The organism is Rhodococcus sp. NPDC127593 (assembly GCF_042671975.1).
In the GTDB taxonomy this organism is placed as follows: Bacteria; Actinomycetota; Actinomycetes; order Mycobacteriales; family Mycobacteriaceae; genus Rhodococcus_F.
On sequence record NZ_JBHXWI010000026.1, the window covers coordinates 89383 to 107994 of the forward strand.

20 protein-coding genes are annotated in these 18612 nt (G+C 67.4%); 14 read left to right on the top strand and 6 right to left on the bottom strand.

Annotation, left to right across the window (positions count from 1 at the left end):
- Nucleotides 1-54: 54 nt before the first annotated feature.
- From ACFVJ3_RS24270 to ACFVJ3_RS24280, 3 genes are read right to left on the bottom strand one after another with little or no spacing between them, the layout of a single operon-like run.
- The gene (locus ACFVJ3_RS24270) at nucleotides 55-1305 is read right to left on the bottom strand and encodes a CotH kinase family protein (RefSeq protein WP_378454465.1); all 1251 of its coding nucleotides are present in this window, start codon (nucleotides 1303-1305) and stop codon (nucleotides 55-57) included.
- A complete protein-coding gene (locus ACFVJ3_RS24275) occupies nucleotides 1305-1982 on the bottom strand; it encodes a DUF4956 domain-containing protein (protein ID WP_378454466.1) in 678 nt (225 codons plus the stop codon). The genes ACFVJ3_RS24270 and ACFVJ3_RS24275 overlap by 1 nt, the downstream gene beginning before the upstream one ends.
- Nucleotides 1979-2833, bottom strand: a complete 855-nt coding sequence (locus ACFVJ3_RS24280) for a polyphosphate polymerase domain-containing protein (RefSeq protein WP_378454467.1) — start codon at nucleotides 2831-2833, stop codon at nucleotides 1979-1981. Before ACFVJ3_RS24280 ends, ACFVJ3_RS24275 begins: the two co-directional genes overlap by 4 nt.
- Before the next feature lie 255 nt (nucleotides 2834-3088).
- Here ACFVJ3_RS24280 and ACFVJ3_RS24285 point away from each other — a divergent pair, with 255 nt between their 5' ends.
- The 5 genes from ACFVJ3_RS24285 to ACFVJ3_RS24305 all read left to right on the top strand — a co-directional run bounded on the left by ACFVJ3_RS24285 (nucleotide 3089) and on the right by ACFVJ3_RS24305 (nucleotide 8161).
- Entirely contained in the window at nucleotides 3089-3616 is a 528-nt protein-coding gene (locus ACFVJ3_RS24285; RefSeq protein WP_378454468.1) for a peptidase, read from the top strand.
- Between the two features lie 276 nt (nucleotides 3617-3892).
- Entirely contained in the window at nucleotides 3893-4603 is a 711-nt protein-coding gene (locus ACFVJ3_RS24290) for a TMEM165/GDT1 family protein (RefSeq protein ID WP_378454469.1), read from the top strand.
- An 82-nt stretch (nucleotides 4604-4685) separates the two neighbouring features.
- Nucleotides 4686-6362 carry an FAD-dependent oxidoreductase gene (locus ACFVJ3_RS24295; protein WP_378454470.1) on the top strand — a complete coding sequence of 559 codons (1677 nt, stop codon included), beginning with the start codon at nucleotides 4686-4688 and terminating at the stop codon, nucleotides 6360-6362.
- 13 nt (nucleotides 6363-6375) lie between these two features.
- Nucleotides 6376-7821, top strand: coding sequence for an ATP-binding protein (locus ACFVJ3_RS24300; protein WP_378454471.1), 1446 nt, complete (start codon nucleotides 6376-6378; stop codon nucleotides 7819-7821).
- Nucleotides 7814-8161, top strand: coding sequence for a UBP-type zinc finger domain-containing protein (locus ACFVJ3_RS24305; protein ID WP_378454472.1), 348 nt, complete (start codon nucleotides 7814-7816; stop codon nucleotides 8159-8161). The genes ACFVJ3_RS24300 and ACFVJ3_RS24305 overlap by 8 nt, the downstream gene beginning before the upstream one ends.
- A 65-nt stretch (nucleotides 8162-8226) precedes the next feature.
- Here the strand turns inward: ACFVJ3_RS24305 and ACFVJ3_RS24310 are convergent, their stop codons facing one another.
- Entirely contained in the window at nucleotides 8227-8574 is a 348-nt protein-coding gene (locus tag ACFVJ3_RS24310) for a hypothetical protein (protein WP_378454473.1), read from the bottom strand.
- 166 nt (nucleotides 8575-8740) lie between these two features.
- Between ACFVJ3_RS24310 and ACFVJ3_RS24315 the strand changes: the two genes are divergently transcribed.
- The 5 genes from ACFVJ3_RS24315 to ACFVJ3_RS24335 all read left to right on the top strand — a co-directional run bounded on the left by ACFVJ3_RS24315 (nucleotide 8741) and on the right by ACFVJ3_RS24335 (nucleotide 13701).
- Nucleotides 8741-9508, top strand: a complete 768-nt coding sequence (locus tag ACFVJ3_RS24315) for an SDR family NAD(P)-dependent oxidoreductase (protein WP_378454474.1) — start codon at nucleotides 8741-8743, stop codon at nucleotides 9506-9508.
- Between the two features lie 84 nt (nucleotides 9509-9592).
- The gene (locus tag ACFVJ3_RS24320) at nucleotides 9593-10222 is read left to right on the top strand and encodes a class I SAM-dependent methyltransferase (RefSeq protein ID WP_378454475.1); all 630 of its coding nucleotides are present in this window, start codon (nucleotides 9593-9595) and stop codon (nucleotides 10220-10222) included.
- A gap of 74 nt (nucleotides 10223-10296) precedes the next feature.
- Entirely contained in the window at nucleotides 10297-10632 is a 336-nt protein-coding gene (locus ACFVJ3_RS24325) for a hypothetical protein (protein ID WP_378454476.1), read from the top strand.
- Nucleotides 10629-12914 (top strand): hypothetical protein, encoded by a 2286-nt coding sequence (locus ACFVJ3_RS24330; protein ID WP_378454477.1) that lies wholly within the window; start codon nucleotides 10629-10631, stop codon nucleotides 12912-12914. The genes ACFVJ3_RS24325 and ACFVJ3_RS24330 overlap by 4 nt, the downstream gene beginning before the upstream one ends.
- Nucleotides 12915-13068: 154 nt before the next feature.
- The gene (locus ACFVJ3_RS24335; RefSeq protein WP_378454478.1) at nucleotides 13069-13701 is read left to right on the top strand and encodes a hypothetical protein; all 633 of its coding nucleotides are present in this window, start codon (nucleotides 13069-13071) and stop codon (nucleotides 13699-13701) included.
- Nucleotides 13702-13752: 51 nt separating this feature from the next.
- Here ACFVJ3_RS24335 and ACFVJ3_RS24340 read toward each other — a convergent pair whose 3' ends face one another.
- Nucleotides 13753-14427: a YoaK family protein gene (locus ACFVJ3_RS24340; protein ID WP_378454479.1), complete on the bottom strand. Its 675-nt coding sequence runs from the start codon at nucleotides 14425-14427 to the stop codon at nucleotides 13753-13755.
- A gap of 36 nt (nucleotides 14428-14463) precedes the next feature.
- On the bottom strand, nucleotides 14464-16020 hold the full coding sequence (locus tag ACFVJ3_RS24345; protein WP_378454480.1) for a TM0106 family RecB-like putative nuclease: 1557 nt from the start codon (nucleotides 16018-16020) through the stop codon (nucleotides 14464-14466).
- 162 nt (nucleotides 16021-16182) lie between these two features.
- Between ACFVJ3_RS24345 and ACFVJ3_RS24350 the strand changes: the two genes are divergently transcribed.
- Genes ACFVJ3_RS24350 through ACFVJ3_RS24365 form a run of 4 tightly spaced genes read left to right on the top strand, consistent with a single transcriptional unit; the run spans nucleotide 16183 to nucleotide 18612 of the window.
- Nucleotides 16183-16836: a DUF6474 family protein gene (locus ACFVJ3_RS24350; protein WP_378454481.1), complete on the top strand. Its 654-nt coding sequence runs from the start codon at nucleotides 16183-16185 to the stop codon at nucleotides 16834-16836.
- Nucleotides 16837-16854: 18 nt separating this feature from the next.
- Complete coding sequence (locus ACFVJ3_RS24355) at nucleotides 16855-17373, top strand: hypothetical protein (RefSeq protein ID WP_378454482.1); 519 nt, start codon at nucleotides 16855-16857, stop codon at nucleotides 17371-17373.
- 40 nt (nucleotides 17374-17413) lie between these two features.
- Nucleotides 17414-18082, top strand: coding sequence for a YcnI family protein (locus ACFVJ3_RS24360; RefSeq protein WP_378454483.1), 669 nt, complete (start codon nucleotides 17414-17416; stop codon nucleotides 18080-18082).
- The gene (locus ACFVJ3_RS24365; protein ID WP_378454484.1) at nucleotides 18079-18612 is read left to right on the top strand and encodes a copper resistance protein CopC; all 534 of its coding nucleotides are present in this window, start codon (nucleotides 18079-18081) and stop codon (nucleotides 18610-18612) included. Before ACFVJ3_RS24360 ends, ACFVJ3_RS24365 begins: the two co-directional genes overlap by 4 nt.

An 18612-nucleotide genomic window follows, 5' to 3' on the forward strand; every position in this document is an offset into this window, starting at 1 on the left:
TAGGCGGCTTTCGTAGCGGCAGATTGTGATGATTCTGAGGATTCTCTGTGACGTCTACCCGGCGACGATCACCTTGTTCGCGGCCAGCGCGTCCGTGCGGGCCTGCAACCGCGCACGCAGGGTCTCGACTTCCGATGTGAGTTTCTCGGCGCCGAGTCCGTCGGATGCCGGGACCGTCTGCGCGATCTCGTCGAGGATCTCGATGGCCCGGCCACTGCCGAACAAGTGCCGGTAGAGCTCGCGGTACGCGTCCTCGTACACGCTCGCGAGAGCCTCCGAGGCGAGGAACCGCTCCTTCAGCGCGTTCCCGCCACCTCCGCCGCCGGGCATGCCACCACCCGGCGCGGCGCCACCGCCCATCCCGATCGAGTCGTGCGGGCCCGCATCGGTGTTGCCGCTCAGCGCGAGGTTGAAATCCCAGGACACGACGGAGATCTTCCTCGTGCCGAGGTCGTACCAGAGGTAGTAGTTCTTGCCCGGACCCGCCATGTCGTCGCTGTTGACCAGCAGATTCTGGGTGGCGACGTACCGGGCGAAGGATTCGACGTCCACCCGGTCGGCGAGTTCGGCGTCGAACTGCTCGTCGGACGCACCGTCCAGCCATTTCAGGAGCGTGATGATCGGCTGCAGGTCCTGGGAGCCTTCGGCGTTGATCTGGACGAACTGATCCGCGTAGGTGGTCTGGTCGTCGCCCTGATACGTGAAACTCGAGTTGGCGTCGGCCTTGTAGAGGACGCCGTCGCTGTCGAACAGCGAGTTCGCATACCCCTCGTCCGGGTGTTCGAGGACGAGCCGGGTCTGCGTCGGCGACCCGTTCACGGAGTACGTGGTGTAGGCGTACCGCTGGGTGGGCTGGCCGGATTCGGCGGTCAGCGACAGTGACACCGCCTCGTTCAGCACCGGCGATCCCGGCCGGACCGACAGCTGCGTCATCCCCTGGTACGCCCGCCCCGACACGTACCTGTCGAAGCTGATCAGCAGCGGCAGCGACGCCGGGTCCTCGGCCGACAGCGTGACCATGCCGCCCGGCCCGCCTGCGCCCTCACCCTCCGGCATCGCCCTTCCCGCGGGAGGTTCCATCCCCGCCGGCATCCCGCGCTGCCCGCCGCCGGGACCACCGGTCCCGCGGAGCCCCATCAGGGTGGAGTTGCCCTTCAGCCGCACCCCGGCGTCCGTGACGAGGGTGCCGTCGATCGTGATGTCGGCGGTGATCCACTTCTTCTCGCCCTGGTCCCGGAAGGCGGCGAGGATCTTCCAGTGCTGACGGACCCGGGTCGGTAGCCGGTGGACGAGTCTGCGGCGCATCAGATGTCGGTTTGGTCGTAACCGGTGAGAACGGTGACCCGCTGGCCGGTGTTGACGCCGCTGAGCGCCGAGATGAGTTCCGCCGGTTTCCTGCCCGCCTTCAGCTGCGCCGTGTAGTACAGCTCGGTGAGTGCCCCTGACCGCACCGACTCCGTGCTCACCAACTCGAACTCCTTGGTGTAGTCGATCAGCACGTCCTCCACGAGGGCGGTGTAGCCGGGCTCGGGCGGAACCTGCACCTTCACCACCTGCCGCTGCACGTCCAGCTTGAACATGTCGAACCGGCTCATCAGGACGAGCACGAGGCAGATCGCGACGGTGGCGGCGATGGCGAGCACGTAGAACCGGGTGCCGGTCGTCATGCCGATGGCCATGACCAGGAAGATGAACCCGACGTCGCGGGTTTCCTTGATCGCGTTGCGGAATCGCACCACCGACAGCGCACCGACGAGCGCGAACGCGCGGGCGATGTTGGAACCCACCACCAGCATGATCAGGGTGATCACCATGCCGACCATCACGAGCGTCTGGACGTAGGACTGGCTGTAGGAGACGTTCTTGTGCGTCAGCCGATAGACGTACCCGATGATCGCCGACAACACGAACGACAACGCGAGCGAGACGACGATGTCGAACGTCGAGAACGTTCCACTGAGATCCTGGAGATCGAAATTCATGACAGGGTTCCTGTTTTCGCGAGGGTGCGGTCGCGGTCGGTCGGTGACGGGAACAGCTCGTCGGGGACATGCATGCGGGATCGGGGCGCAAGCCCGAAGGCCTCCACGCTCTGGCAGTACTTCGAGACCCGGACCACCGACATGTCCAGTCGCGCGGTGAGATCGGTGACCCAGTAGGGCACCCGCTCGTTGGCCTTGATCTCGACGATGCACAGGTGCGGCGGAATGATGAAGCGGTTCTCGGCCGGCGCCGCGAAGTGGAAGTCGCGGTCGCGCCCGTGCACCCGGTGGTCGATCGTGACGCGCAGACCCAGATCGGCGTCCGTACCGACGAACGCTTCACGCAGATACCCGGTGGTGACGGTCGGGCACAGGTCGAGGTTGCCGACGAGCGTCGACACCTCGTTCACGAACGGCCGCGCCGAGGCATCGTGGTCGATCGGCCGCCTTGCGTTGCACAGCCGCATCGCATCCGAGTACGGCAGCTGGATCCGGCGTTTCTGGGTGACCCGATTGACCCGCTGCTTGATCTCCACGTAGACGGGAGTCTCGGCGGTGGCCTCCGCAGGCGGCCCGTACAGCCGCACCCGCAGTTTGCGGCGAAACTTCAGGCCCTCGATCTTCTCCCAGTAGAAGCGCAGATTCTGGGTGTCGTAGTACAGGCTGGTCACGGGGTAGCCGCCCACCGGCGAGAATTCGTCGGACGCCATGTGCCCCGAGAGTGCCTCACGGAGGCGGGGAACGTCCGACTCGTGGGCGAGGTACTTGATCTCGTACCGGTTGAACGCGTGCAGCGCACTGGCGGTCTTCAGATATCCGGACGCTTCCGGTTCGGGCGCGGACAGTCCCATACTTTCGGCCTTTCGTCGGTGGGCTCTACCACCTCAACCGCCACGCCTCGAGTAAACCTGCAGTAAAGCTGGCAGTTTTCTGTACGGCGGACCGTCAGATGCCGTTCATCCGCTCCTGTGCCTGTGTTCACCTGTGGCAGTTAGCACTCCCCTGCTCTTGTGTGCCAGGCACTGTCGGGCGCATCCTTCAAGTACCCAACGAGGTGTGCAGAACGAATCATGTTCGAAGCGCGTCATCACACCGAGGAGGCAGAGATGAACAGGGACGGCTACATCGGCATCTCGCCCTTCCAGGCCGCGGGTACCTTGCGGGGATTCGTCATTTCCGGGCGCTGGCCCGACACGACCAAGGAATGGGCCCAGCTGCTCGCGCTCGCCGTGCGGGTAGCGTGCGTTCCGGGGCTGCTCCACACCACGACGGTCTTCGGTGCGCACGAGGACCTGCCCGAGGAGCCCGAGCCCGAGACCGTCGGCCTCGTGGTGGCCGAGGGCACCGTTCTCGGGGAGTTCGCGCTCGCTCCCGGCCGCTTCGCGGATCATCAGCCGCCGGCACTGATGCTGCTGCACCCGCCGTCCGAGACGACCCCGTCGCTCCCGGAGTGCGCGGGCGCCGCTTCGGGCTGCGTCCTGCTCCCCGGTCTCCCCCACCTGGGGCTGGAACACCGGGCGGCGTGGGTGGAGGCAGAGGCGGACGGGACGGTGACGTCCATGGTCAGCCGGGTCGGCATCGACCCGATCAGCAATCCCGACACTGCCGTTTTGGCCATGCTGCTGGCCTCGTGAGGGTACCCGAAGTTTCTGCGGTCGGTATCCCAAACTTCTTGCCGCCTTTGCCTTTTCGAATTAGTCACGCTAACGTTACGGACATCGAAGGGGAGTAGCCCCCAATCGCCTGTGTCGACATACTGGCTCGTTGCTTCACCGCACCGGACCCGGCCTGGCGAACCGCCGCCGGATCACCCGGCGCCGGTGGGCGAGACCTTCGGCCGGACAGACGTACCCGCGTCTGCCAGGCCGGAGGAATCCACCCGTCATCCTCCGACCGACCACTGGAGGAGGATGCCCGTGCTGACCGCCGCACTACTGAGTTTCGGCGTGATCTTCGTCGCCGAACTGGGAGACAAATCCCAGTTGATGGCGATGACGTTCGCCCTGCGCTACCGCTGGTGGGTCGTGATCGCCGGCATCACCGTCGCGACCACCGTGGTCCACCTGGTGTCGGTCGCCGTCGGCCACTACGTCGGTGTCGCGCTCCCCACCGCTGCGATCAGCATCGTCGGCGGTGCGGCCTTCCTGATCTTCGGTGCGTGGACGCTGCGTGGCGACGACCTCAGCGAGGACGAGCAGCTCAAGGCTGGGCGGGCCACCCGCTCGGCGTTCCTGGCCGTCACGTCCGCGTTCTTCCTCGCCGAACTCGGCGACAAGACCATGCTCGCCACCATCACGCTCGCCACCGACCACGACACGGTCGGCGTGTGGATCGGCTCGACCGTCGGGATGGTCGCGGCCGACGCCCTGGCCATCGTCGTCGGCGCCGTGCTGGGTAAGCATTTGCCCGAGAGTGTCATCCGCATCGGCGCGGCCGTTCTGTTCTTCGCGTTCGGCATCTGGTTGCTGCTCGAGGGTCTGCTCCCCGGCACCGTGGCCGGCCCGATCGCCGGCGCCGGCGTCGTCGTTCTGGCGCTGGCCGGTGCGGCCGGTCGCGCTGTGTGGTCACGGCGACGGCGCGGTGCCGCGGCAGAGCCCGAACAAATGCAGCACCAGGACTGAACCCGGTCGACAAAGACGCGCCCCGGGGCAATACTCGGAAGCCTTGGAGTACCTCGCAGTTCTCACGGACGAGAGGGCGTGTGTGAACCATCCCGTAGCGAGCGGCAAGCCGGCGATTCTCACCGTCGACGACGATCCCGGGGTCTCGCGCGCCGTCGCCCGGGATCTGCGGCGCCGATACGGCGAGAAGTACCGGATCATCCGCGCCGAATCCGGCGAGTCCGCACTCGACGCGATGAAGCAGATGAAGCTGCGCGGCGATCCCGTCGCGGCGATCCTGGCCGACTACCGGATGCCGTCGATGAGCGGGATCGAGTTCCTCGAGAAGGCCATAGACCTGTATCCGGTCGCGCGGCGGGTGCTGCTCACGGCCTACGCCGACACGGACGCGGCCATCGAGGCGATCAACGTCATCGACCTCGACCACTACCTGCTCAAACCGTGGGACCCGCCCGAGGAGAAGCTGTACCCGGTGGTCGACGCCCTGCTCGAGGCATGGGCGTCGGCGGACCACCACCCCGCCGAAGAGACGAAGGTCGTGGGTCATCGCTGGGCGCCGCGGTCTTCGGAAGTGCGCGAATTCCTGGCCCGCAACCAGCTGTCGTACCGCTGGTACATGTCGGACGAGCCGGAGGGCGGGCGACTGCTCAACGCCGCCGGGGAGGACGGCCGGCGCCTGCCCGTGGTGATCTGCTCCGACGGCGAATGCCTGGTCGAGCCGTCGGACACCGAGCTGGGCCGGCATCTCGGACTCCGGACCGACCCGTCGGAGAACTTCTACGACCTCGTGGTCGTCGGCGGCGGGCCGGCCGGTCTGGGCGCCGCGGTGTACGGCGCCTCGGAGGGTCTGCGCACCGCCCTGATCGAACGGACCGCGACCGGCGGGCAGGCCGGTCAGAGTTCGCGCATCGAGAACTACCTCGGGTTCCCCGACGGTGTGTCCGGCGCGCAGCTCGCCGAACGGGCCCGCAGGCAGGCCACCCGGTTCGGGGCCGAACTGATCACCACCCGCGACGTCGTCGCGCTCGAGATCAACGGATCGGCACGGACCGTCCGGTTCGCGGACGGCGACACCATCGACGCGCACACGGTGATCCTGGCGACCGGCGTCTCCTACCGGCGTCATCCCGCGCCCGGAGTCGACGACCTCACCGGTCGCGGCGTCTACTACGGCTCCGCCGTCACCGAGGCCGCCCGCTGCACCGACCAGGACGTCTACATCGTCGGCGGGGCCAACTCCGCCGGACAGGCGGCGGTGTACCTGTCGCGGGGCGCCCGGTCGGTCACCATCGTCGTGCGGGCACAGTCGCTCGAGGATTCGATGTCGTACTACCTCGTCCAGCAGATCGAACGGAACCCGCGCATCCGCGTCCGGCCGTGCACCGAGGTGATCGGCGTCGAGGGCGAGGGGCACCTCGAGAAGGTCCGGCTGCGCAACAACGCGACCGGAGACGAGGAGACCGTCGACGCCGGTTTCCTGTTCCTGTTCATCGGTGCCGCACCGCGGACCGAGTGGCTCGAGGGCGTCGTCGTGCGGGACGAGAACGGGTTCGTCGTGTCCGGACCCGACCTCGTCGTCGATGGGAAACCACCGAGCGGCTGGCCCCTCGACCGTCTCCCCCACCACCTCGAAACGAGCGTTCCCGGCATCTTCGCGGCGGGTGACGTGCGCTCCGAATCGGCGAAGCGGGTGGCGTCGGCGGTCGGCGAAGGCGCCATGGCCGTGATGCTCGTCCACCGCTACATCGGCCAACCGTGACCAGGGGCAGACCATGACCCAACTCCCGTGCAATCCCCCCGAGCTGAGGACGTTGTTCCTCTTCGAGAAGCTCACCGACCACCAGCTCGAGCAGCTGTGCGAGAAAGGGCACGTCGAGCTGATCGAACCCGGCCCGGTGTTCGCGGAAGGTGAGATCGCGACGTGCTTCTACGTGCTGATCGAAGGCGAGCTCGTGCTGAGCAAGCTGTCGGGTGGCGAGGAGATCGAGTTCAGCCGGACGTCCCAGCGCGGCGTGTACTCCGGGGCCTGGCAGTCGTATCTCGGCGACCGCGCTCCCCAGACGTACACGGCGTCGATGCGGGTCACCGCCCCGTCGAAGTTCTTCGTCCTCGACGCCGACCGCTTCGGACAGCTGATGCGCGAATGGTTCCCGATGGCCGTGCACCTGCTGGAGGGGCTGTTCTTCGGCAGCCAGAACGCGAAGCAGGTCGTCGATCAGCGGGAGCGCCTCCTCGCGCTGGGGTCGCTGTCGGCGGGGCTCACGCACGAGCTCAACAACCCGGCGGCCGCCGCCGTCCGGGCGACGGCGTCGCTGCGTGACCGGGTGTCGCACATGCGGCAGAAACTGAGCGTGATCGCGTCGGGCGTGTACGACCGACAGGCGCTGGCCACGTTGATCCGGTTGCAGGAGGAGACCGCCGAACTGGTCGCGAAGGCGCCGACGCTGACCCCGCTCGAAGCGTCCGACCGCGAGGACGAGCTCGGCGACTGGTTCGACGACCACGGCGTCTCCGGTGGCTGGGACCTGGCGCCCACATTCGTGCAGGCGGGTCTCGACGTGCCGTGGCTCGAGCGGATCGTCGCCAGCGTCGACGACGAATCGATGGTCGAGAGCGCGATCCGCTGGCTCAACTACACCATCGAGACCGAACTGCTGATGAACGAGATCGCCGACTCGACCGCCCGGGTCTCCACGCTCGTGAACGCCGCGAAGCAGTACTCGCAGATGGACCGTGCCCCCTACCAGCGCGTCGATCTACGGGAACTGCTCGACAGCTCGCTGGTGATGCTCGGTCGCAAGATCGGCGACTCCGTCACGGTCGTGAAGGAATACGACCCGACGCTGCCGCAGATCCCCGCCTATGCCGCGGAACTCAACCAGGTGTGGACGAACCTCATCGACAACGCCGTCGCCGCCATGGACGGCCACGGCACCCTCACCGTCCGCACCCGGCGCGACGGCGACATGGCCCTCATCGAGATCGGCGACACCGGACCGGGTGTGCCCGAAGAGATCCGGTCGCGCATCTTCGAGCCCTTCTTCACCACGAAACCCGTGGGCGAGGGAACCGGGCTCGGCCTCGACATCTCGTGGCGCATCGTCGTGAAGAAGCATCGCGGCGACCTGCGCGTGGAGTCCGAACCGGGCGACACCCGGTTCCAGGTCCGCATTCCGATCGAACCCGAAGTCGCAGCAGAAGGAGCCTCAGATGGGTGAGCTGGAGGGAATCGACCCGAGCGTGCCGCCGAGCGGAGACGGATGCGCCGAATGCGACAGCGACGGCGGGTGGTGGGTGCACCTGCGCCGCTGCGCGCAGTGCGGCCACATCGGTTGCTGCGACTCCTCCCCGGAACAGCACGCCACCAAACACGCCGCCGACTCCGGACACCCCGTCGTGCGGAGCTTCGAACCGGGCGAGAACTGGTTCTGGAACTACGCCACCGAGACGGCCTTCGAGGGCCCCGACCTTGCTCCGCCGCAACATCATCCGATCGACCAGACCGTCCCCGGTCCCGGCTCCCGGGTTCCACCGGACTGGCAGGCGCACGTTCACTGACACGAGTGCGCAGAACTGCCGACCCGCACCCGACATTTCCCTGCAGAACTGCACACCGAGCGCCGTCAGAGGTGCTCGAGGCGGTGTGCCGTCTCCGCGTCCTGCTCGTCGTACCGGGCCAGCGCCGCTTCGAACGTCGCCTTCAGATCCAGCGCGTAACGCTCGTGCGCCGCGAACGTCCCGACCGCCGAATTCTCGTCCGCGACGTCCGGGCCGCCGATCGCCGTCGCCCGGAACCGCGCAGCCAGTTCCGCCGCCGACCGCAGATGGGTTTCGCCGAGACCGAAGCTCTCGGGCGCGAGTTCGCGGTGCGCTCGCTGTCGCAGGTCCTGCATGTCGGCTGCCAACGTGTCGCACGCGGCGATGCACCGCACCAACGCGTCACGGTCCACTTCGAGCTGGTCCTCGGTCATCCGTCCCCCTACGGTCCTGCGCGTCCCCTGATCGCGCGAGAAGACAAACTACCTGTTCCCCCGCCCTGACGTTTCCCTCGCCTCTGCTGTCACACCGAGCGGGCGTTATGGTGCAGGTCACCAGGGTCGGCCAACGGAGGTCGCCGGGAAAGTAAGGATGCGAACTGTGGAAATTCAGGGAACCGCCGCACTGGTCACCGGAGCAGCCTCGGGCCTCGGCGCCGCCACCGCCAAGCGTCTCGCCGACGCCGGAGCCACCGTGTTCGGACTCGACCTGCAGCAGTCCATCGAGCGGGCCGGCGACAACGTCCCCGACGGCGTGACCCTCCTCGCCACCGACGTCACCAGCGGCGACGAGGTCCAGGCCGCGATCGAGAAGATCGTCGAGTCGGATCTGCCGCTGCGCATCGTCGTCAACTGCGCCGGCGTCGGCTGGGCCGGGCGCATCCTGTCGAAGAAGGGCCCGCACGACCTCGAACTGTTCCGCACCGTCATCACCGTCAACCTGCTCGGCACGTTCAACGTCATGCGCCTCGCCGCCGACGCCATCGCCAAGACCGACACCGTCGACGAGTCCGGGCAGCGCGGCGTCATCATCAACACCGCGTCCGTCGCCGCGTTCGAGGGCCAGATCGGCCAGATCGCCTACTCCGCATCCAAGGGTGGGGTGCACGGCATGACCGTCCCCGCCGCCCGCGACCTCGCGCAGTTCGGCATCCGCGTCGACACCATCGCCCCCGGCATCATCGACACCCCGATGCTCGCCGGCGTCACCGACGAATACCGCAAGGGCCTGGAGGCGGGCGTGCCGTTCCCCTCGCGCCTCGGTCAGCCCGCCGAATACGCACAGCTCGCTCAGATGATCGTCGAACACGACTACCTCAACGGTGAGACCATTCGTATGGACGGCGCTCTGCGCATGGCGCCGCGGTAGGCGGCTCCGCCGCCCGTGCGCCTTTCTGGTTGCTCCAGCTACCAAAAAGGCGCACGGGGCGCGAAGCGCCCTAGGAGGGCTGAAATGGGTTTCTACTCGGACCGGATCGTTCCGCGGCTCGTCGACATCAGTTGCGGGATGAAGTTCACGGAGCCGACGCGGCGACGCGTCTGCGCCGGTCTGCACGGGCGCGTGGTGGAGATCGGATTCGGGTCGGGTCTCAACGTCCCGTACTACCCGGCCGCCGTCGATTCGGTGAGCGCCGTCGAACCCGCCGACCTCGGCTGGAAGCTGGCGGGCAAGCGCCTGGCGGCGTCGGCGACACCCGTCGAGCGGTCCGGCCTGGACGGCCAGTCACTCCCCTTCCCGGACAACAGTTTCGACACCGCACTGTCCACGTGGACGATGTGCACCATCCCGGACGTCGCCGCCGCGCTCCGAGACGTCCGGCGCGTCCTGAAACCGGGCGGCACACTGCATTTCGTCGAGCACGGCCTCGCCCCGGACGCCAACGTCCAGCGGTGGCAGCGCCGGCTCGAACCGATCCAGAAGGCCGTCGCCGGTGGGTGCCACCTCACCCGCGACATTCCCACCCTGGTGACGAACGCCGGATTCGACGTGCAGGACCTCGACCGGTTCTACGAGGCATCCGCGCCGAAGATCGTCGGGGCCTACTCCCTCGGAGTTGCGGTTTCGCCGCCCGTGCGCGGTTGAGGAGTCCAGGGACTCGTCGGGCACGAAGGCGGCGCTAGGCTGCTCTCGATTCGTGAACAGACGAGGGGGGCTTCGTGGGAACGTTGAAAGCTGATCTGGACGAGCTCGAAAAGCTGGGGGGAACCTTGCACGGGTTTGCCGACGAGGCCGGCGGTTTGAGAACCGGCCCGGCGGCGGGACCGTTTACGTCGAGCGTGGGGGGCGTGATGTCCTCGGTCATCGAGGCGGCCGGGATCTCGGCGGATCTCGTTGATGCAGCGCTTGTCCCAGCGATCAAGGAAAGACTCGGCGAGACCGGGGACGTGATGATCCACGTTGCGCAGGAGTACCGCAGCCAGGACGAATCGTCGGCCGACCGATTCGTCGCTGCCTACACGAACGCAACGGGCGACTGGAGCGGTGACGCATGAGCATCACTCGCACCCAGATCGAATCCTGGAATCCCTCGACGCTGACCGAGATCGGTGACGCCTGGATCGCCCTCGGCACCAAGGTCGAAGATCTCTTCACTCGATACGTCGACGGCGTGACCAAGGTCAACGACGCCTACTGGGAGGGTAAGACCGCCGAGGCCGCCCAGAACAGAGCGAACGCCGACAAGAAGACAGTCCTTGTGGTGGTGGATCAGCTCGAAGCTCTCGCCAACCGCGCGAAGCAGGGTTTCCACGACGTGGACGCGCCTCTGCAGCGCGGACGGATGGCGATCGCGGCCGCGGAGTCTGCGGGTTTCCGTGTAGCCGATGACTTGATCGTCACCGATCCCACGAACCCCGATCCCGACAACGATCGTGTGATCGAGATGACCGGATGGCAACGCGAGATCACCGACGCGGCCTCGGCGACGGAGACCGCCGACGCGTCCGTCAAGGACGCTCTCAGTTCGGCTCGCGACGGATTGCGGGCCACATTCACTTCGGCCGCGACACTGGGCTCCGATCAAGGTGCGTCCGACGGGACGCAACTCGTGTCCGACCCCGCCGGAATGAATCCAGAGCAGGTCCGGCGGCTGGTTGAAGGCGGGGAACTGACACCCGAACAACTCGACGCCGTCAACTCCGGCAACACCGCAACAATCCCTGCGTCTCAGATGGAGTATCTGAACCAGATCAGCCGGTCACTGGACGGAAAGAGCCCGCAGGAGATCCAGCAGATCATCGACAAACTGCCTCCGGACTCCGGGCACGCCCTGGCGAACTCACTCCAGATCGTGTCGTACGACAAGGTCACCGCCACCGTCAAGGGTGACTCGCAGGTGCCGACGAACGGCGGCCTGAACCTGCTTCCCGACAAGATGCGTGAATCGCTGACTCGCGACGACCTCGTGGTCCGGGATTTCAAGATGGTCGGGTCCGCCGGCGCATCCAGCGTCGATTTGAACGGAGTCGCCGACAACCAGGCGATTGCCGACATCGTCCGTGCCGCCGATCCGCAATACAAGAGCGGCAGCAGCCTCGATCAGCACCTACTGGACGTCGGTCGCCAGTACCTGGACGCCCAGGTCGCGCACGAGCAGAACCCTAACCACGCGTTCGAATACTTCACAGTCGACGGTCGGGGCACCGAAAACACGGCAATCACCGAAGACATATTCACCGCCGTCGGCGACGACAGGGTCGCCGTCCAGGACGCGGTCACGCATCCCGACACCGGCCAGAATCTCGTTCGCGACGTGCTCACTCACAACTGGTCCGACAACGGGCAAGCGGCAGCCTCGATGTTCCAGTTCGCCGATGCAGAGGCAACCGTCGAGGACCCCGACAATCGGGCCGACGTCAAATCCGCCACACGCAGCGGACAGATCATGTCGGCCGTCGCCGAGAACATGAGTACCGACTGGGACACACTGAGGGGAATACCCGGAACCAACGGGCAATCCGTCGGGGAGATCAATCCGGACCTCCTTCGGACTGTGTCTCACAGCATGAGTCCGTACATCAGCGATCTCGCGGGCGCCGGCAGACCGGAGAACCCCGGATTCGACATCGGCACTTGGGCAGACACCGCCGACAACAACCACTTCGGCGGCTCGTCGAACGTCTTCGCCGTCATGAACACCGACCCGGAGGCGGGAACGCATTTCACCCAGTCCTCGATTCAGGAAATCCTCGCCGCCGAGGGCCGGTACGCGCACGACCCGTCGGCACCCCTAGCCGGTGGCGCCCTCTCCACCGCCGGCCGAATCCACGGCCTCATGGACAGGGGGCTGATCCTCTCGACCGAGGACAGCTACAGCGACAAGGCCGAGCAGGCGCAGGCCATCTACGACCGTAAGGCGGCGGCCTACGGTGCGCTCACCAGCGTCGGCTCCGTAGGCCTGGACCGGCTTCCCGGCGGGGAGTTCATCAACACCATGATCGATGCGGGCGGCGACCCGTTGAAGGACGCCATCATCGGCAAGGCGCCGGGGCCGGCACCATCCGTCGCCCTGGAGGCTCCGGACTTCTACCGCGACTACTACAACATTCTGCGGGCGACACCGGAACTCCCGCCATCGTCGCGCGTCGACTTCCCCTGGGCATTCGACAGTTCCGGAGAGCTTCGAAGTTGGGAGGATGTCCAATCCGATTCCGTGACCCGTTCGCTCCTCAAGGATGGCTATCAGACCATGTTCAGTCGTCTCGGCGATCCAGCAGACGGCAATGGCGAGCGAATGCGCAACGGCTACGACGATGTGATCCGCAATGACGGTTGAGCGCAGGCCTTCCCTGCGGTCCGTGGTGGTCGCGGCTGTGACAATCCTTGCCACAGGCTGCGCTCCCAGAGTTGGACATGAACCCGGAGATGTCGAACAGGAACCCACCATTCTCTACACGAACGTCTGGTCGGCCGATCCTGGCATCGATCTGATGCAGCGAGGTCCTGAGTTGGTCCGTGCTACCTACGAGGCTGCCGACTACACGCGGTTCGTCGGACAGGCCCACTCCTTTCCCGGGTATCCCGCTGCCGTCGGTGGCCCCGCTCGACACGGCGACCCCGACAAGGAAGAGTTCTTCACCTGGCTCGAGCCCGACGAGGACGAGCAAATTCCTCTCACCAACTTCGTCCGCATCACCGCTTACGAAGAGACGGGCACAGGTATCGGTGCGACCTTGTGTAGCTACAACCTGCATGCCGCTCCGGGAACGAATCTCAGCGTCGAAGGGCTCAACGTCGCATTCCAGGTCGAACTCGAGCGCACTACCGACCACCCGGGCCAGCCGAGCGTTCCAGACGCCGACGCCGCTGAGCGGGATGCGCGTGCCCACCGAGTACCGACGTGGAATGTGTTCGAGGGCTGGAAGATCACCAAACTTCGTTACCTGCGTCGGCTGAATGGTGATGTCATTCCGCAGGGCTGCACGGACTGGTGGCAGCAGCAGTTCCCGGCGTTCGCCCCGAATGCGTCCGGCCATCTCGTACCGCCTGCCGGGTTCGAACCGCCGACCATGCCTGTTGCGGTGCAGTATCCGGAGTGGATCGGGCCCGCGAATTCCGAGTAGGCGGCTTCGCCACCCGTGCGCGCCTGAGGAGTCCAGGGACTCGCCAACCGCTCACAGGCGGCGCCGCCGCCTGTCGTCGACGTAGAACAGCACGAGCGCTCCGCACAGGAGGGCGGCGGGGATCCACGCGGCGGATCCGCCGAAGTAGCGGGTGGCGAACGCGCCGAGGACGGCGCCACCGGCGAAGCTGACGACGATGGCGGCGTACACCCGGGTGTGCTGGCGTGATTCGGGGACCTTCTCGATGTATGCGGCGTACGCCGATTCGGTGAAGCGCATGAGGTTGCCGGTGGTGGCGACGGCGATGTACGACAGCGACCCGATGGTGCGGAACAGGCCGAACTGCATGGCGGCGACGAACGCGATGGGAACGGTGACCAGCGCGTTGGGGACGTTTGCGGGAATGAACGCGACCGCGACGAGGACGACGATCTGCGCGACCAACGCGATCCGGATCGGGTGGTCGAAGACGCTGTGGGCGAGTTCACCCTTGAGCAGGTGCGCGAACGCGACACCCACGATGAACGCGAGGATCGGCCACAGGTGTGCCCGGGCGGCGTGGAAGTGCCGTTCCGACAGGTCGATGGCCATGAGGATGACGTTGCCGGTCTGAGCGTTCGCGAAGACGCCGCCGCGGCTGATGTAGGTGTAGGCGTCGAGGAAGCCGCCTGCGGCGGTGAGGAGCAGAGCGAACCGCAGCGTCGTGGATGTCTTCGGCACCTCCACCTGACCACCCCCACCGAATCGGGCCTGCCTTGCAGCCTAGAGGTCGGACGCGAGCGGGATCTCCTTCTCGGCCCGATCCGACATCCATTCGCGCAGTACTTTCGTGGCGATGACGTCGTCCTCGTTGTATTGCAGCAACCGTTCGCGCTGGGTGAGGTCGGGTTCGCCGTCGTAGCCGACCGCCTCGCGGTACCAGCTCATCGACGCTTCACCGCCGGCGTCGGCGTCGCGCCACCGGAACCCGGCGACGGGGGCGATCTTCTTGAGACCCTTGCCGCCCGGGCAGATGAACTGATCGCTGATCGCCTGGTAGATGTCGACCCACTGGGGGCTGTCGATGAATTCGCGGATCTCGGCCTCGGTGGGGATGCCGGGCGCCCCGGCGAACCGGCGGGCGGAATCCAGCAACCACTTGTCCTCCGCGGACCGCGAATAGCAGTACGCGGCGAAGGTTCTGCCGCTCAGCGCCGCCGCTTCCCGCTCCGCCATCAGCCACGTCCAGAATTCGGCGAACGACCGTGCCTCGTCCTGCGTGGGCACCGGATCCCAGCTGACGAACGGCCGATACGCCGACACCCCGTCCACGTTGAGCAGCGTGCCCCACAGGTAGGCACCGTGTTCCTGGTAGCTCTCCATGTCGACGTCGACCTCGACGTCCGCGCGGGTCACCCGGATCTCCGGGAACCGTCGCACCAGCGGCGCTCCGGCGAGCCACGCCTTGGCGGTGACGACGGCGTCCTCGAACGCGCCGTGCGGCCAGTCCTCGAGCGGTTCGCGGTCCCACGCCGCGAGGTCGTCGATGGTGTGGCAGCCCGCATCGCGCAGCATGTCGGCGCGCGAACCGGTGGCCACCAGGCTCACGTCGTGCGTCTGCGTCAGCTGCTCCTCGCACCCGGGCCACCACGGGCAGGAACGGCATTCGCCGATCCTCGACGGCACGGTCGCCGATTCCCCGCGGGCGACGGCGAGCCGGTCGGCGAAGCGTTCGTCGTAGTCGTCGAGGATGGTGGTGAGATCGTGCACGAAGATGACGTCGGAGCCGTAGCCGATCGCGCCTGCGACGAGGGCCGGACTCGCGAGCCCGTGCCGCTCGAGCATCCGGTACACCTGCGCGACGCGCATCTGGTCACGGACCTGACTGCGCGGCTTCCGCGCCGCGTCCTCCCGCGGTTGCCACTCGAACAGGTCCGACGTCACCGCACCGCGGCCGGGATCGGTGACCTTGTGGTTGACGACGATCACGGGGATGTACCCGCCGTGGTCCCCGTCACGGATGAGGATCTCGCAGCGTGCCCTCCGGCCGGCGTCCCGGTCGAGTGGGAACACGGCGCCCCAGATGCGGTCCGCGCCTGCCTCGCACGCAGCCAGGGTGTCCTCGGCCCGCCGGCGCAGGCTCTGCTCGGTATCGATCTGCACCCACCGTCCCGGCGCGTGGTCGGTGAGGATTCGGCGGACGTCTTCACGCTTGGCGGCGGCGGCATCCTGACGCTGACGGACCCCTGGGTCCTCGGGCGCGGCCGCGAGTTGTTCGGGGAACGCCGCATCGAGGTGCACCCGGTGGCGGCACCGCGTCAGGGCGCTGGCATCGATCACCGTCCCCGGCACCTTTCCGGGAGAGGTGTCGGGTTCTGATTGCTGACCGATATGGGAACACACGATGACGAAGATTATGTGCTCCCCTAGGCTGATCCCGAAGCACCGGATGCAGTTGGTAGCGTGGGCTGCGCTGAAACACCAGGAAAAGGGGTCTTTTCGATGGGGTTGTTGAAGAAACGCAAGTCCCGAACCACCCGCAAGGCGGAAGCCAAGGCACTCAAGCACAAGGCTGGAGTGGAGGCGAAGCTGAGCGCGAAGAACGAACGGAAGCGCGACAAGCAGGCCGCCAAGGCCGGCCACAAGCTCGAGGCTGCCGAGCTGAAGTCGCTGAAGAAGGTCGAGAAGGCTCAGATCTCTGCGTTGAAGGCCGAGGAGAAGGCCGCGGCCCAGAAGGGTTTCACGGTCGCCGCCGTCCGCAAGTACCTCGGTGTCGCACGCCTGCTGACGCCGGTGCTGCTGCCGATCGCCTACCGCGCCGCCACGGTCGTGCGCGGGCAGATCGATGCCCGCCGTGCCGACCGCATGGGCGTCGACATCGACCAGCTCGCCAACTTCACCGGGCACGGCGCCAAGCTCAGCGCCCGCATCGCCGGTGCCGAAAGCTCCACCACCGAGATCCTCGGGCAGAAGCCGGACGATGCGGAGACGCAGAAGTTCGCCGCCGCCATCCGCGACCGTCTCGGTGATCTCAGCACCGCCGTCCGCGCGGCCGAGCAGATGCCGCAGGCCCGCCGCAAGGCCGCTCATCACGCCATCTCGTCCGAACTCGACGGAGTCGAAGCCGATCTCCTCGCCCGCCTCGGCGTGCGCTGACCGACCCGACCCACCGCAATGTCCCCCGCCCGCCCCGCCGCGACCGCCACCCTTCGGGGCTCGGCGGTCGGCGCGCTCGTGGCCGCTCTCGCGGTCGCCGCGCACGGCATCGGTGGGGGCGGCCTTCCCGAATCCGCGGCCCTGACCCTGCTGGTCGTCACGTGCAGCGGTGTCGGTGCGGTCACCGCGCAACTGCCCGCCCGCTTCCACGGGCCGCTCGCATTGGTCGGTGCCCTCGGTGTCGGCCAGGTGGCCGGACACTTCGCGCTCACGCTCACCTCGCACGTGCACTCGGCGGTCCCCGCCGTGCCGATGCTCGCCGCACACGCGGCCGCCACTGTGATCTGCGCGCTGCTGATCACGAATGCCGAGCGTCTGTACGGCCCCCTCGTCCACGTCTGGCGGGTGGTGCTCCGCGGCGAACCGCAACCCGTCTCGGCGGTGACGACGACACATGTCCCCGCGCGTCCCGCAAGTCCCGTGGACGCCCTGCTGCGCGCGAGCATTTCGCGTCGCGGTCCCCCGGTCCCGGTCTGACTCTCACCTCTTCTCCCTTCAGACCCTCAAAGGACCTTCGATGAATTCCCTCGTTTCCCGTGCCCTTTTCACCGCCGGTGCGGCCGGCAGCGCCATGCTGCTGGCGGCCGGTGTCGCCGCCGCCCACGTGACCGTCGTCGCCCCCGGCGCCGAGCAGGGCGGCTACTCCGTCCTGACGTTCCGCGTTCCCACCGAGTCCGAGACGGCGTCCACCACCAAGCTGACCGTCACGCTCCCCGACCTGAAGTCGGCCCGCACCACCCCGCTGCCGGGGTGGACGTCGGTCGTCGAGAAGGACCCGACGTCCAAGCTCGCGAAGTCCGTGACGTGGACCGCCGACCCCGGTGTCGGTGTGGCGCCCGGCCAGTTCCAGCAGTTCGAGCTGTCCGCCGGACCGCTGCCGGAGCAGGACGAGGTGTCGTTCCCGGCCGCCCAGACGTACAGCGACGGCGAGATCGTCAACTGGGATCAGGCGGTCGGCGCCGACGGCGCGGAGCCCGACAAGCCGGCACCCACCCTCACGCTGGCCGCGGCGACCGGTGAAGACCACAGCCACGACGCAGGCGGCGCCACGACGTCCGAGGAGACCGAGACGACGGCGTCCGGCACCGACGACACCGCCCGCTGGCTGGGCGGCATCGGCCTGGTCCTCGGCGCGCTCGGTGCGGCCCTCGGTCTCGGTGCCATGGTCCGGGGCCGTCGCTCATGAGAAGACGCACCACCTTCACGTCGGCGAAGGTGATCGCGGTCGGCCTGCTGACCATGCTCGCGAGCATGCTCGGGGCCGGCACCGCGGTCGCCCATTCCGTCGTGATCAGCTCCACCCCCGAGAACGGCGCGGAGATCGCGTCCGGCCCGGAACGGGTGAGCGTCACGTTCAACGAGGCGCTGCAGGAATCGTTCGCGTCCCTCACCGTGGTGGGCCCCGACGGCAACCTGTGGACCAAGGGCGACCCGGTCGTCGAGGGACCCACGGTCAGTGCCGAACTCGGCGAGCTGGGACCGGCCGGTGTGTACACCGTCGCGTTCCGCGTCACGTCCGCCGACGGACATCCGGTGAGCGGAACCCGCACGTTCATCCTCACCCAGGAGGGGTCGGGCACACCCGGCGCCGCAGCCGACAGCTCGGGTGAATCCGGCAGCGGCGGAGTTCCGCTGTGGCCGTTCATCGTTGCCGGTGTGCTCGTGTTCGGCGGCGGGCTGTGGTTCGCGCTCCGCAAGCCTCGCGGCGAGAACTGA